Raw genomic sequence first — 13,126 nt, forward strand, 5'->3', positions numbered from 1 at the left:
TCAGAACATGAGCGAAAAGCAAACACGACTTTCCGTCAAAGGCGTCAACAAGCGCTTCGGCGGCTTGCAGGCTTTGTCGGACGTGGGCCTTCAGATCGAAGAAGGCACGATCTACGGCCTGATCGGCCCGAACGGCGCTGGCAAGACGACGTTCTTCAACGTGATCACCGGCCTCTATACGCCGGACTCGGGCGAATTCAAGCTCGACGGCCAGGCTTATACGCCGACGGCCGTGTATCAGGTGGCGAAGGCGGGCATCGCGCGCACGTTCCAGAACATTCGCCTGTTCGGCGGCATGACCGCGCTGGAAAACGTGATGGTCGGCCGTCACGTGCGCACGAAGCACGGTCTGATCGGCGCGGTGTTCCAGACGCCCGCCGAGCGCCGTGAAGAGCGCGAGATCAAGGAGCGCGCGCTCGAACTGCTCGAATACGTCGGCGTGCTCCAGTACGCGGATTACACGTCGCGCAATCTGTCGTACGGTCACCAGCGGCGTCTCGAGATCGCACGCGCGCTCGCGACCGATCCGAAGCTGCTCGCGCTCGACGAACCCGCCGCCGGCATGAACGCGACGGAAAAGGTCGAACTCACGCGTCTGCTCGACAAGATCCGCTCGGACGGCAAGACGATTCTGTTGATCGAACACGACGTGAAACTCGTGATGGGATTGTGCAACCGCATGACGGTGCTCGATTACGGCAAGGTGATCGCCGAAGGTCTGCCGCAGGACGTGCAGAAGGACCCGAAGGTGATCGAGGCATATCTGGGTGCGGGGGTGCACTAAATGGCGACCACAAGCGCAATGTTGAAGGTCAAGGGTCTGCAGGTGAACTACGGCGGCATCCAGGCGGTGAAGGGTGTCGATCTGGAAGTCGGGCAGGGCGAACTGGTCACGCTGATCGGCGCGAACGGCGCGGGCAAGACCACGACGATGAAGGCGATCACGGGTCTCAAGCCGTACTCGAGCGGCGATATCGAGTACATGGGCCAGTCGATCAAGGGCGTGCCGACGCACGAACTGCTCAAGCGCGGCCTCGCGATGGTGCCGGAAGGCCGCGGCATCTTCGCGCGCATGTCGATTCTCGAAAACATGCAGATGGGCGCGTATCTGCGCAACGATTCGGACGGCATCCAGAAGGACACCGAGCGCATGTTCGGCTTCTTTCCGCGGCTGAAGGAACGCGCGTCGCAGTATGCGGGCACGTTGTCGGGCGGTGAGCAGCAGATGCTCGCCATGGCGCGTGCGCTGCTCTCGCGGCCGAAGCTGCTGCTGCTCGACGAACCGTCGATGGGCCTCTCGCCGATCATGGTCGAGAAGATCTTCGAAGTGGTGCGCGAGATCTCGGCGGAAGGTCTGACGGTGTTGCTCGTGGAGCAGAACGCGCGTCTCGCGTTGCAGGCGGCGAATCGCGGCTACGTGATGGATTCGGGCACGGTGACGATGTCCGGCGACGCCAAGGTCATGCTCGACGATCCGAAGGTTCGCGCGGCTTATCTGGGCGAGTAAGCGTCTTGCTGTCGATGAAAGGCCGGCTCTTGCAGCCGGCCTTTTTCATAGTCGCTTGCCGAGACTCACGACTTCATCGATACGATATCCGAGCTTCTCATAGAACCCGCGCAACTCCGTCTTGACCGACAGAATCTGCAGATTCACCTTCGGACAGCCGAGCTTCGTCAACACGGCTTCCGCGTGCCTCATCAACGCGCTGCCATACCCGCGTCCACGAAGCGACGGCGTGACGGCCAGCGAATACACCCAGCCGCGATGACCGTCATAGCCGGCCATCACCGTGCCGATCACCTCGCCATCGAGCGCGCCGACGAAGAACAGCTCCGGCTGCGTCTTCATCTTGTTGGCGATCGACAAAGCGGGATCGCGCTGCGGCCGCGATGTATCCGCGTACTCCGGAAACACGTCACGCCACAGGGCGATTACGGCTGCGCGATCGCCTGCATCGAACGCACGGATGATCACAGCGAATCGAGCACCGAACGCAGCATCGTCATCATCTGATCGATCTCGTCCTTCGTTACGTTGAGCGCCGGCATGAAGCGCAGCAGGTTCGGACGCGCGGCATTGAGCAGCAAGCCGTCGGGCTGCATCAGACGCGCCTTCTCGACGATCTGCGGACCCTTGTCGCTGTCGAGCAGCAGCGCGCGCAAGAGGCCTTCGCCGCGCTCGCCCTTGAAGCCGCGTTCGTCGGAGAGTTTCAGCAGCTCCTGCCTCAGATATGCGCCTTTCTCGCGCACGCCTTCGAGGAAGCCAGGAGCTACGAGTTGCGAGATCACCGAGTAACCGGCGGCCGTCATCAGCGGATTGCCGTTGTAGGTGCCGCCCTGATCGCCTGCATCGAAGCACGCGACATCGGCCTTCGACAGCAGCGCCGCGAGCGGCACGCCGCCGCCGATGCCCTTGCCGAGCGTCATGATGTCAGGCTCGATGCCCGACAGCTCGTACGCGAACAACGTCCCCGCGCGGCCGCAGCCGCTCTGTACTTCATCGACGATCAGGAGGATGTTGTGCTTCTTCGTCAGCTCGCGCAGCTGCTGCATGAACTCGCGCGTCGCGGGAATCACGCCGCCTTCGCCCTGGATGGGCTCGAGCATCACGCCGACGGTGTTCTCGTTGATGAGCTTCTCGACCGAAGCGATGTCGTTCAGATCGGCCTTCGGGAAGCCCGGCACCTGCGGCGCGTAAATCGTGTCCCAACCGGCCTTGCCGCTCGCGGACATCGTCGCGATCGTGCGGCCGTGGAAGCTGTGATCGAACGTGATGATCTCGAACGCGTCGTTCTTGAACTTCCTGCCCCACTTGCGTGCGAGCTTGATTGCGCCTTCGTTCGCTTCGGCGCCGCTGTTGGCGAAGAACACCTTGTCGAAGCAGCTGTTCGCGGTGAGCAGACCTGCGAGTTGCGCCATCGGCGCGTTGTAGAACGCCGGCGAGGGATTGATCAGCGTGCGGGCCTGCTTTTCCATCGCCTCGATCATGCCTTCGTTGCAGTGACCGAGCGAGTTGACGGCCCAGCCCTGGATGAAGTCGAGATAGCGCTTGCCCGTGTTGTCGTAGAGCCATGAACCTTTGCCGCGCGTGAACACGATCTCGGGGCGGTTCGTGATGTACATCAGCGAATCAACGGGGTACTCATTGAAATTCATGACAGCGGGCTCCACGAAGGCGAGTGCGAGAAAAGGAGGAAAACGATGCCGAAAAAACAAAAGCCACGGAGTTCCGTGGCTTCATTTCGTACGCTTCGAACAAACCGAACCGTGAGCGCAAATGCTTGACGAGCCAGCGGCATCCCTATGGAAGCGGCGAGCGGCGACGTCGAAGTGCGTTCAGGATTTTGATCATTCGCGAAGGATACGTTAAGCGGTTGCTGCCTGTAAACCGTGCACGCGGATTTTTTGTCCGCGTGCGGGCTTCATGCGGCTTCAGACCGGATGCGCGAGATCCGCCGCGCTCGTGAACGAATCCGCGTAGAACTCGTCCTCCGGCAGGCGATGATGCTGCGTGAAATCGCGCTGCGCGGATTCCACCATCACCGGCGCGCCGCATGCATACACCTGATAGCTGCTCAAGTCTGGCAGGTCTTCGATGACAGCGCGATGAACGAAGCCCGTGCGGCCCGTCCAGTTGTCGTTTGCGTCGGGCTCGGAGAGCACGGGCACGAACTTGAAGTTCGGGATCTCCTTCGCCCATTGCGCGGCGAGATCCATCATGTAGAGGTCCTTCTTGCGGCGGCCGCCCCAGTAGAGTGTCATCGGGCGATTCAGGTTCTTGAATACCGCATGCTCGATGATCGCCTTGATCGGCGCGAAACCTGTGCCCGACGCGAGCAGCACGATCGGCTTCTCGGATTCGTCGCGCAAAAAGAACGTGCCGAGCGGGCCTTCGAAGCGCAGGATGTCGCGCTCCTTCATCGCGCCGAATACGTGATCCGTGAACGTGCCGCCCGGCATGTGGCGGATGTGCAGCTCGAGCGGGCCTTCGTGATGCGGCGGGCTCGCCATCGAGTAGCTGCGGCGCTTGCCGTCCTTCAGGATGAATTCGATGTACTGGCCCGCGTAATACTGCAGGCGCTCGTTGGCGGGCAATTGCAGCTTCAGTTCGATGACGTCGTCGGCCTTGCGTTCGAGTGCATTTACACGGCACGGCAGCTTCTTCACCTGAACGTCGCCGACGCCCGCGACTTCGCGCACGTCGATTTCGAGGTCGGTCTGCGCGGTCGCGCAGCAGAAGAGGGCCATGCCGCGCGTCTTTTCGTCGTTCGACAAGGCCGATGACGAATGCGGCGCCTGCTCGACTTCACCGCTCACGACGGCGCCCTTGCAGGAGCCGCACGCGCCGTTCTTGCAGCCGTAAGGCAGGCCGATGCCCTGGCGCAGCGCGGCGGTCAGCACCGGCTCGTCGGGTTCTACTTGAAACTGCCGGCCGCTTTGCCGGAGCGTTACGTTGAAAGCCATATATCGATTTCTGCGATGTGTGGAGTTGTCTCGTTCGTCTTTTCGACGCCGCACGCCGGTTTCGGGCGACGGATAGAATGCCCGGATGATCGCCACTCGAAACCTTCGCCGCGCGCGTGTCCTGATCGTCGGGTGCGGCGATGTCGGCATGCGCGCGTTGCCGCTTCTGCAGGCGCGCGCCGGCGCGCCCCGCGTCATCGCGCTCACGCATCATCCCGAGCGCGCCGGCGAACTGCGCGCGGCCGGCGCGACGCCGATTTCCGGTGATCTCGATGTGCGCCGCAGCCTCGGGAGGCTCGCGGGGCTCGCGCGCAACGTGCTGCATCTCGCGCCGCCGCAGCGTGACGGCGATTCGGACCGCCGCACGCGCGCGCTGATTGCCGCGTTGCGCAGCCCGCGCCGGTCTGTGGCGCGCGGCGCTAAGACTCACTGGCTGCATCCGGATCGCGCCGGAAAAACGTCTTTCATTGTACCCGACGGCCTTCGCGCAGCTACCCGGCGACGGACCGGAGCGCGCACGCGCTTCGCATACGCGAGCACGACCGGCGTCTATGGCGACTGCGCCGGCGCGTGGATCGACGAAACGCGGCCCGCGCGGCCGGGGAACGAGCGCGCGCGGCGGCGCGTGTCGGCGGAGCGGCAGTTGCGCGCGGCGGGCGTGGAAAGCGGGTGGCGTGTGTCGATCGTGCGGATCCCGGGCATTTACGCGGCCAATCGCTTGCCGGTTGCGCGCATCGAAAAGGGCATGCCCGCGCTCGTCGAATCCGATGACGTCTACACGAATCACATCCATGCCGACGATCTCGCGGTGATCCTCTTGCGCGCGCTCGCGCGCGGCCGGCCGCAGCGCGTCATCAACGCCTCGGATGACACCGATCTTCGAATGGCGGATTACTTCGACCGCGTGGCCGACGCGTACGGCCTGTCCCGCGTGCCGCGTATTTCGCGCGAGGAAGCGGAAACGCGCCTGGAACCGATGACGCTCTCGTTCATGCGCGAGTCGCGACGGCTCTCCAACGCGCGACTGAAGCGCGAGCTGGGTTATGTGCTACGCCATCCGACCGTCGATGATTTCCTGAATGCAGCCGTGCGGCGCTAGATCAATGCGGGAATCGTTTCGAGCAGGACAAAGCACATCAGCGCGCCGATCAATGCGCCGATGAGATTCGGCGAATACTTGTGGCGCACATGCATGACGATGCCCAGCACCCCGATGAGGACAGCGCTCAGCGCGACGAACGCAATCAGCGCGGCGGTCGAGTGGGAGACCATGATGCCCTCCTGCTTTTCTGATAGTCGTTTTGGTATCCGTTAGACCAGTATATGAGTGCGGAGAGCGGAAGGCATGCTGCGCTGCAGCGCCCGCCACTGAGGGCTTTTACCGATTTGCATGCTCAATTCGACCATCTGGCCGTGGCCGTGGCCCGCGCAGGTTTTGAGCTCGGCTGAGTCGTCGTGCGCGCGCAACGCGCCGGCGAATCGAACGATGAAGCGAAGCTATGGCGTCATATCCGGCTGGCAACGCAGCGCGCCGAGATCGGCGTCATCGAGCCAGCGCCATTCGCCTTCGGCAAGCGTGTCAGGCAAAACATAACCGCCGACTTGCTCGCGATGCAGCTTCTCCACGCGGTTTCCGGCTGCCGCAACCATGCGCTTCACCTGATGATATTTGCCCTCGAGCACGGTGAGTTCGAGCAGCCTCTCGTCGCGTTGTCGGGCCGCGAGCGCGGCGCTCGGTTTCGGCTCGCCGTGCAGCAGCACGCCTTCGCAGAGCCTCGCGAGCTGTGAATCGTCGAGCGGATGACGCACGGTCGCGAGATAGACCTTCGGCACCTTTCGTTTGGGCGAGGTGAACGCGTGAACGAACGCGCCGTCATCGGAGAGAAGGAGCAGGCCCGTGGTGTCCTGATCTAGCCGGCCGACCGGCTGCACGCCGCGTGCGACGAACTGCGGCGGCAGCAGATGAAACACGCTCAGATGATGCTGCGGATCGCGCGAGCATTCGTAGCCCGCCGGCTTGTTCAGCGCGATGTATGCCTTCTCGCGATATGGCCAGAGATGATCGTCGACTTCGAATTCGAGACCGGCCGTGACGGGAAGATCGGCGTGCGGATCGTCGCGCACGATACCCGCGATGCGCACGCGGCCTTCGGCGACGATGCCGCGGCACTGGCGGCGCGACCCGAAGCCTTGGGAGAAAAGGAGGGTTTCGAGGTCCATCGGATGAGCGGAGTTGAAGCGCGCATTCTAGCAAGCCGCGCGTTCGGTCCCGCGCTTGCCCGGGCGCGTTTCGCATCGGCGACAAAAAAGAGCGCCGCCCGAACCACGGGCGGCGCCGAGCGTGGCGATGCGCACTCGGACGAAGGGGCGTCCGGGGCCGGCATCATCGCCCAGGCAAACGCGGTGCGCGCTTCATTGCATGTCGATGCGCCCGTACACGCCGTCGGCTTCGTCGTTCGGGCCGGCGGCGAAAAAGAGCGTGTTCGAGGGCTGCGCGTTCAGATTGTTGCCGAACGCGATGCCCCACAAGCCGTGCTGCACGAGCGGCGTGCCGTCCGTGTTCATGAACTGGCCGACGAACGCGCCGCTCACCGGATCGAACGCGTTGATCGTGCCGTCGCCGAAATTGCCGACGAGGATGTCGTTGCTGAAGGTGCCGAAGTTGCCCGGGGCCTGCGCGACGCCCCACGGCGCATTCAGCGGCCCGTTCGCCGCGAAGCGTTGCATCAGATTGCCGTCGATGTCGAACACGTCGACGAAGCCCAGGCCCGCGCCCTGCACGTCGTCCTCGGCGTCGCTGTCCTGCTTCGCGTAGGTGACGAAGATCTTCGAGCCGATCGCCTGGATGCCGAAGGGCGCGAAGCCTGCCGGAATCTGCGTGTCCGCGAAGTTGCCGGGCACGACGATCTTCGTGAACGTGCCGTCGAAAACGTCGATCTTGTTGTTATGGAAGTCCGTGGCATAGAGGCGATGCCCGCCCGCCGCCGTGGTGGCGATCGCAAGTCCCTTGTAGATCGCGCCCGACGCGCTCGAATCGACGGCGGTGAAGGCGTGCGTCATGTCGACCGCGGGCGCCCACGCGGTGATCGAGCCGCCTTCGCCCGCGAAAATGAATGCGGCGACGCCCGACTTGCCGTTGCGCGCGAGCGTGAGGTCCGGTCCTTTGTTGAAGACGATTCCGGTCGGATTGGCCGGACCCGCCGCGGTCGCGGGAATGGAGACGACCAGCGATTGCACGACGCCGTTGCCGTCATACAGCGTGGCCGTCTGCGTGCCGTTGTTGGCGACCCACACGAAGCCGTTCGGATTGAACGCGACGCCCCAGCCGTTTTTCAGGTTCGGGTCCGTGTGCGGCGCGGACACGGCGCCATCGGATACGACGATCGACATCTTGAAGCGTGTCGCCGCCGGCATGTTGTCGTTCGAGCCGCCGCCGCACGAGGCGAGGCCCGTCAAGGTCATGACCGCGGCGGCGCAGACGACGAAGCGGCTCCACAATCCGGTTTGCATGATGGTGACTCCTTCGGCAGCGGTCCGCCGTCAGTATGTTCGTCACCTCTAAACGGATGTGCCTCGCGGCTTATTCCGTTCGCAATCCGTGTGGTTGTGTCGATGTGCGTCAGTGCGCGTCATTGCGTCCCTTCGATACCACGGGCACGCCGAGGCCGAAGGGCGTGTAGCGCGAATCGTCGTCATCGGCCGACATCGCGGGATGCCGATTGCCCGCGCTCCAGCGGCCGTCGAAGGTCATCGTCGGGACGATCGGCTTCGGTATGCCGCTGGCTTGCCGGAAGTATTCGGTATTGGTCTCGTTTTGCACGGCGAGCGCACGACGCAGGGTCGCCTGCGTCTGTCCGTTGCGCGGGTCGAGCGCCACCGCGCGGCGCGCATTGCGCAACGCGCACGCCGGGTCCATGTTCGCGGCGCACGTGCGGGCGCTCGCCATTGCGCTGTCGCGTGCGCGTTCCTGACGCGACAATTCGGCCGCGATCTGCTGTATTTCCGGACTGCGCGGCTCACTTGCATAGAGGCCGCGCATGTGACGGCGCGCGGCGGTGAGATCGCGGGCGGCGAGCGCTTGCTGGAGCGCCGCGATGCTTCGCGCGACGGCCGCGGGCAGCGGCTCCGCAGCGGGCTGAGCCGGGCGTGCAGCGGGTTTTTCGGCAGCTGCGATCGCCGGGATACTTCGAGGCGGCTCGGCCGTGCGCGCGACCGGTGTGGCTTGCGCGGGCGCTTGCGCCGACGGTTTTGCCGGGATGGGAATAGCTGCGCTCAGCGTCGTGCTGGCATGCGGTTCCGCTTTCTGTGTCGATGCGACGACCGGCGCCGATGGTTTGATCGGCGGCGCAGCGGCAGCGACCGACGCGCCCGCCGCAGCGGCTGAGCTGGTCGTCGCGTTCGTGGTGGCGGGCTTCGCCGACGCTACGGCAGTCGTTGGAGCGATGCCGGGCGACGGTGGGCTCGCCGTGGCGTGAGCCGTGGGTGCGGCGGGCGCGGCGGGCACCGGCGGCTTCGCAGGCGCGGCGGCGGCAACCGTACTGACCGATGCCGGCATGCTCGCGACGGCCACACGAGGTTCTACGCGAGGTGCGACCGACGTGGTTTGCGTGGTCGCATGCGCGGCCGCGGGAGCGCCTGGCGAGACGGACGCGTGCTCTTCGCGCGCGTGATTTGCCGATGACGCGGGCGTGACGGCCTGCGCGTTCGTCGAGTCCGCTTTGGAGCGCATCAGCGATGCCTGTCGCGCAGTGTTGGCGCCAGGCGCGGCGGATGCGCGGTCGTGAACCGAGCCAGCCACGCTGATGCCGGGGTCGTCGCTCGGCGGTGGTGCGTTGTCGTCCAGACGTGCATAAAAGTACGCGCCGACCGCGATGCTCGCGACCACTCCGCCGACCAGCACGGCGATGGCCGTGTGTGCGGACTTGCGCCGCTGCTCCTGCAAATCGCCGGGTTCGATGAAGTTCGGATACGACGTCAACATCCTGCGGCGCACGAGGCGCTGCAGCCAGTGGCTGTCATCCCAATCGACGATGTCGAGTTGCGCGGGCACCGGCACGCTCGCGCGGGTTTCCGTGCGGCTCGTGAAAATCGCGCCCTGACGATCGGCGCCGCAGGATGGGCAAGTCTCTTCTTCGGCTGGCGAAACGGTGTTGCAGCGCTGGCAGATGACGGAGTCGAGCGACAGCGAGTATTCAGGTCGATTCATGTCGCACCCTTCTTCGAGTTATGGCTCGACGCATCGCGCGAGCGGGTTACGACATCGAGATAGTCCTAAGCAACCCGAAATGCGGGCGCTGCGCGAGCGAGCATCCCGTGATGTTCCCCGCGGCGGGATTCCGAATGCCGATGGAAGGTATTTTTACGGCGCGCGGTGAGGTGCGTCTACGCGATTGCGCACATTCGCGAATCGTGACGTTGGAGAGAAACGGTTTCGACGTCCGAACACGAGATAGCCATCCGGACGACTTCCCGCAAATGTTTGCGCGGGCGAAATTGTGTGTCATCAGCTACGAAAAGGATGATGACAATGCGATCGAACGGCTTCGACGCGACGGCGCGGCAGTTGATCGTCGGACTGCCGCTGTTCATGGGCGAGATCGTTTGCGCTGGCCGTGCTGCGGGGGAGATGCGCGGCGAGTTCTGGATGTCCACGCAACGAATCCGTCAGGCGATATTTATCGCGTATCTGGGAATTTTCGCCTCTCTGATTGGCGTGCTTCCATGGATATACTTGCTCGTGGCTTCGTTTAGTGAAGAGGTCAGAGAGATCTTGCCGTTTCATCCGCTGTGGGATTCTTTGGTCTACTACCTATTTTCAGTTGCGTTGAATGAAAGCAAGGCTAGGGTGGCGAGGTGGTGAACTTCGTTTTGGGATTTTTCCGGGAATATTGGCCGGTCGTGGTTGCGTGCGCGTTCGCGAGATTTGGCGTACCGGTCGTGGTCCACTGGCTGTTTCGCAATTTCGTCAAGGAGGCGGAAGGGCGCTCGGGCGTCGAGTAACAACGAGGCCGACGCGGATACGTCATTGCGGCGTGATCTTGAAGTACGTATAGGAACAGGAACACGTCCGCCCCAAACGCAAAAAAGCCGCTCACTTCGGAGCGGCTTTTGCATGAATTCTGGTGCCCAGGGCCGGAATCGAACCGGCACGCCTTGCGGCGGGGGATTTTGAGTCCCCTGCGTCTACCAATTTCACCACCTGGGCCTTGATCGACTCGTAGCAACACGTCGCAGCAACGAGCCAATCGAGTCGGCGATTATGACCGAAAACGTCGCCGCCGGCAAGCAGCATCGGCGGCGTGTTCCCAAGCTGGGAAATTACTGAGCGAGATACGTGAACGCACCGTTCGTGATCACGCCCATCACGCTCGCGCGCTGATCCAGACCGACGTGATCCGTCGCGCTCGTATTCACGACGCCGTTCGGCACGACGAGCTCATGCGCGTGCTCCAGTTCCGAGCGCAGCGCGACGCGAAACTCCTTCGTGCCCGGCTTGGCCGTGTGAAGCGCGCGCGCCACCGCATCCTGCAGACGCGGATAGACGCCGGCCGCATCGCCCGCGAATTGCGTGACTGTGCCCTTGCCGTATTTTTCCTCGTAGGCGTTCACGAACGCGAGTGCGGCCTTTTTCGACGGATGATCCGCCGGCAGCGTCCGGGCGACGACGACCGGCTGCGTCGGAAACAGCGTGCCTTCGACATCCTTGCCGCCGAGCTTGATGAACTCGGGCGTCGCTATGCCATGCGTCTGATAGATCGCGCCCTTGTAGCCGCGCTCGACGAGCGTGCGCTGAGGCAGCACCGTGGGCGTGCCCGCGCCCGCGATCAGCACCGCGTCCGGCTTCGCGGACATGAGCTTCAGAATCTGGCCGGTGACGCTCGCATCGGTCCGGTTGAAGCGCTCGCTCGCGACAATCTTGATATGCCGGAGATCGGCGAACTTGGTGAACTCGTTGAGCCAGCTATCGCCGTAGCTGTCCGCGAAACCGATGAAACCGACCGTCTTCACGCCGTGATTGGCCATGTATCGCGTCATCACGTCGGCCATCGCGCGGTCGGTCTGCGCCATCTTGAATGCCCACACCTTCTTGCCTTCCTGCGGTTCCACGACCGAAGCCGAGCCGATCAGCGTAATCATCGGCGTTTCCGATTCGGCGACGGGATCGAGCGCGGCAAGGGCGGCAGGCGTGATGTTCGGCCCGACGATCACGTCGACATGATCCTCGCTGATGAGCTTGCGGATGTTGCGCACGGCCGCGCCCGGGTCCGAGCCGTCGTCCAGAATGATGTACTCCGCGTTCTGCCCGGCGATGGTTTTCGGCCACATCAGCATCGCATTCTTGCTCGTGATGCCGATCGCGGCGGCGGGGCCGGTGCTCGACAGGTCGATGCCGACTTTCAGTTGGGCGTGCGCGGCCGCCGCGATTACGGACAAGACGACGCCGGCGGCGAGCCGGCGCGTGAACTTCGACAGCATCATCGGAAAGGTCTCCAAGGGAGGGAATTTTTTGAGGCAGCGTGCGCCGCCATTTTATTCAGAGCTCGTAACTCTCGTGCTCGCCGGAAAGCGCCTGCTCGATCAACTTGCGGTTCAGCGACGGCGACAGCAATTCGACGAGCGTATACACATAGCTGCGCAGATACGCGCCCTGTTTCAGCGCGAGACGCGTGACGTTCGTGCCGAACAGATGGCCGACGGGCATCGCGCGCAGATGTTTGTCGCGCTCCGGATTGAACGCGATATCGGCCAGGATCCCAACGCCGAGCCCCAGCTCGACGTAAGTCTTGATCACGTCGGCGTCGATGGCCTCGAGCACGACATCCGGCGTCAGGTTGCGTCGCGCGAACGCCTGATTGATCTTCGTGCGCCCGGCGAACGACGCTTCGTAGGTGATGATCGGATATTGCGCGAGGTCGTCGAGCGTGAGCGTCTTGCGCTCGAGCAGCGGATGGTCCGGCAGCATGACGGCGAGGTGTTGCCACTGGAAGCATGGCAGCGAAATCAGCTCTTTATAGTTGGCGATTGCCTCGGTCGCGATGGCGATATCCGCCTGATCGTGGATGACCATCTCCGCGACCTGCGTGGGGCTGCCTTGCAGAATCGAAAGGTGGACCTTGGGAAAGCGCTTCTTGAACTCCGCAATTGCCGATGGCAGCGAGTAGCGCGCCTGCGTATGCGTGGCGGCGATGACGAGATTGCCCTGGTCCTGCGCCGCGTAATCCTTGCCGACGCGCTTCAGGCTCTCGACTTCCTGCAATATTTTCTCGACGGACGCGAGGATGATGCGGCCCGGCTCCGTCAGCGAGCGCACGCGCTTGCCGTGGCGCGTGAAGATTTCGACGCCCAGTTCGTCCTCCAGCTCGATGATCGCCTTCGAGACGCCCGGCTGGGATGTATACAGTGCCTTCGCGGCTTCCGTCAGATTGAAATTCTGCCGGACGGCCTCGCGCACGAAGCGGAACTGATGCAGATTCATTTATAACTCAACCGCATATCAAAGTAATTTTTCAGTCGTTTGCAATATATAGCAGGTTCTTTACTATCAGTCCAATTTTTCCAATATCCATATCTCTATCTGTCATAAGCAAATGAGCGTTTCGTCTGAACGACGCTCGCGACAGCGACTCAATGGGTATTCGATGGACGAGACGCGCTGCGTAAC

General features: G+C 63.3%; 13 protein-coding genes and 1 tRNA gene. 4 read left to right on the plus strand and 10 right to left on the minus strand.

What is annotated here, in order from left to right:
- Nucleotides 1-7: 7 nt before the first annotated feature.
- Together NCT32_RS02935 and NCT32_RS02940 are read left to right on the plus strand one after the other, a co-directional pair.
- Nucleotides 8-784, plus strand: a complete 777-nt coding sequence (locus tag NCT32_RS02935; protein WP_035497906.1) for an ABC transporter ATP-binding protein — start codon at nucleotides 8-10, stop codon at nucleotides 782-784.
- Between the two features lie 18 nt (nucleotides 785-802).
- Nucleotides 803-1,507, plus strand: a complete 705-nt coding sequence (locus NCT32_RS02940) for an ABC transporter ATP-binding protein (RefSeq protein ID WP_086961166.1) — start codon at nucleotides 803-805, stop codon at nucleotides 1,505-1,507.
- A gap of 45 nt (nucleotides 1,508-1,552) precedes the next feature.
- Here the strand turns inward: NCT32_RS02940 and NCT32_RS02945 are convergent, their stop codons facing one another.
- The 3 genes from NCT32_RS02945 to NCT32_RS02955 form a co-directional block, all read right to left on the minus strand.
- The gene (locus NCT32_RS02945; RefSeq protein ID WP_061118772.1) at nucleotides 1,553-1,975 is read right to left on the minus strand and encodes a GNAT family acetyltransferase; all 423 of its coding nucleotides are present in this window, start codon (nucleotides 1,973-1,975) and stop codon (nucleotides 1,553-1,555) included.
- Nucleotides 1,972-3,156: an acetylornithine transaminase gene (locus tag NCT32_RS02950; protein WP_061118773.1), complete on the minus strand. Its 1,185-nt coding sequence runs from the start codon at nucleotides 3,154-3,156 to the stop codon at nucleotides 1,972-1,974. Before NCT32_RS02950 ends, NCT32_RS02945 begins: the two co-directional genes overlap by 4 nt.
- Nucleotides 3,157-3,432: 276 nt before the next feature.
- Entirely contained in the window at nucleotides 3,433-4,464 is a 1,032-nt protein-coding gene (locus tag NCT32_RS02955; protein ID WP_061118774.1) for a CDP-6-deoxy-delta-3,4-glucoseen reductase, read from the minus strand.
- Between the two features lie 85 nt (nucleotides 4,465-4,549).
- On the opposite strand from NCT32_RS02955, the gene NCT32_RS02960 reads away from it, so the two are divergent.
- Nucleotides 4,550-5,563 carry an NAD-dependent epimerase/dehydratase family protein gene (locus NCT32_RS02960; protein WP_061118775.1) on the plus strand — a complete coding sequence of 338 codons (1,014 nt, stop codon included), beginning with the start codon at nucleotides 4,550-4,552 and terminating at the stop codon, nucleotides 5,561-5,563.
- Here the strand turns inward: NCT32_RS02960 and NCT32_RS02965 are convergent.
- From NCT32_RS02965 to NCT32_RS02980, 4 genes are all read right to left on the minus strand, one after another.
- The gene (locus NCT32_RS02965; RefSeq protein ID WP_250476392.1) at nucleotides 5,560-5,736 is read right to left on the minus strand and encodes a hypothetical protein; all 177 of its coding nucleotides are present in this window, start codon (nucleotides 5,734-5,736) and stop codon (nucleotides 5,560-5,562) included. The genes NCT32_RS02960 and NCT32_RS02965 overlap by 4 nt on opposite strands.
- 225 nt (nucleotides 5,737-5,961) lie before the next feature.
- Nucleotides 5,962-6,684: a pseudouridine synthase gene (locus NCT32_RS02970; RefSeq protein ID WP_061118776.1), complete on the minus strand. Its 723-nt coding sequence runs from the start codon at nucleotides 6,682-6,684 to the stop codon at nucleotides 5,962-5,964.
- A 192-nt stretch (nucleotides 6,685-6,876) separates the two neighbouring features.
- On the minus strand, nucleotides 6,877-7,974 hold the full coding sequence (locus NCT32_RS02975; RefSeq protein ID WP_061118777.1) for a TIGR03118 family protein: 1,098 nt from the start codon (nucleotides 7,972-7,974) through the stop codon (nucleotides 6,877-6,879).
- 109 nt (nucleotides 7,975-8,083) lie between these two features.
- The gene (locus NCT32_RS02980; protein ID WP_061118778.1) at nucleotides 8,084-9,670 is read right to left on the minus strand and encodes a hypothetical protein; all 1,587 of its coding nucleotides are present in this window, start codon (nucleotides 9,668-9,670) and stop codon (nucleotides 8,084-8,086) included.
- Nucleotides 9,671-9,991: 321 nt separating this feature from the next.
- Between NCT32_RS02980 and NCT32_RS02985 the strand changes: the two genes are divergently transcribed.
- Nucleotides 9,992-10,324, plus strand: coding sequence for a hypothetical protein (locus NCT32_RS02985; protein ID WP_061118901.1), 333 nt, complete (start codon nucleotides 9,992-9,994; stop codon nucleotides 10,322-10,324).
- Between the two features lie 260 nt (nucleotides 10,325-10,584).
- On the opposite strand, the gene NCT32_RS02990 is transcribed toward NCT32_RS02985, so the two are convergent.
- The 3 genes from NCT32_RS02990 to NCT32_RS03000 form a co-directional block, all read right to left on the minus strand.
- A tRNA-Leu gene (locus NCT32_RS02990) sits at nucleotides 10,585-10,669 on the minus strand.
- Nucleotides 10,670-10,782: 113 nt separating this feature from the next.
- Nucleotides 10,783-11,943: an ABC transporter substrate-binding protein gene (locus NCT32_RS02995; protein WP_061118779.1), complete on the minus strand. Its 1,161-nt coding sequence runs from the start codon at nucleotides 11,941-11,943 to the stop codon at nucleotides 10,783-10,785.
- 55 nt (nucleotides 11,944-11,998) lie between these two features.
- Nucleotides 11,999-12,940, minus strand: a complete 942-nt coding sequence (locus NCT32_RS03000; RefSeq protein WP_061118780.1) for a CysB family HTH-type transcriptional regulator — start codon at nucleotides 12,938-12,940, stop codon at nucleotides 11,999-12,001.
- Between the last annotated feature and the right edge of the window lie 186 nt (nucleotides 12,941-13,126).

Source organism: Caballeronia sp. INML2 (genome assembly GCF_023631365.1).
In the GTDB taxonomy this organism is placed as follows: Bacteria; Pseudomonadota; Gammaproteobacteria; order Burkholderiales; family Burkholderiaceae; genus Caballeronia; species Caballeronia turbans.

Bases quoted from the DNA above. Each gene is read 5' to 3' on its own strand.
- NCT32_RS02935 (WP_035497906.1), top strand. From the start codon at position 8: ATGAGCGAAAAGCAAACACGACTTTCCGTCAAAGGCGTCAACAAGCGC.
- NCT32_RS02940 (WP_086961166.1), top strand. From the start codon at position 803: ATGTTGAAGGTCAAGGGTCTGCAGGTGAACTACGGCGGCATCCAGGCG.
- NCT32_RS02950 (WP_061118773.1), bottom strand. From the start codon at position 3,156: ATGAATTTCAATGAGTACCCCGTTGATTCGCTGATGTACATCACGAAC.
- NCT32_RS02955 (WP_061118774.1), bottom strand. From the start codon at position 4,464: ATGGCTTTCAACGTAACGCTCCGGCAAAGCGGCCGGCAGTTTCAAGTA.
- NCT32_RS02960 (WP_061118775.1), top strand. From the start codon at position 4,550: ATGATCGCCACTCGAAACCTTCGCCGCGCGCGTGTCCTGATCGTCGGG.
- NCT32_RS02965 (WP_250476392.1), bottom strand. From the start codon at position 5,736: ATGGTCTCCCACTCGACCGCCGCGCTGATTGCGTTCGTCGCGCTGAGC.
- NCT32_RS02970 (WP_061118776.1), bottom strand. From the start codon at position 6,684: ATGGACCTCGAAACCCTCCTTTTCTCCCAAGGCTTCGGGTCGCGCCGC.
- NCT32_RS02975 (WP_061118777.1), bottom strand. From the start codon at position 7,974: ATGCAAACCGGATTGTGGAGCCGCTTCGTCGTCTGCGCCGCCGCGGTC.
- NCT32_RS02980 (WP_061118778.1), bottom strand. From the start codon at position 9,670: ATGAATCGACCTGAATACTCGCTGTCGCTCGACTCCGTCATCTGCCAG.
- NCT32_RS02985 (WP_061118901.1), top strand. From the start codon at position 9,992: ATGCGATCGAACGGCTTCGACGCGACGGCGCGGCAGTTGATCGTCGGA.
- NCT32_RS02995 (WP_061118779.1), bottom strand. From the start codon at position 11,943: ATGATGCTGTCGAAGTTCACGCGCCGGCTCGCCGCCGGCGTCGTCTTG.
- NCT32_RS03000 (WP_061118780.1), bottom strand. From the start codon at position 12,940: ATGAATCTGCATCAGTTCCGCTTCGTGCGCGAGGCCGTCCGGCAGAAT.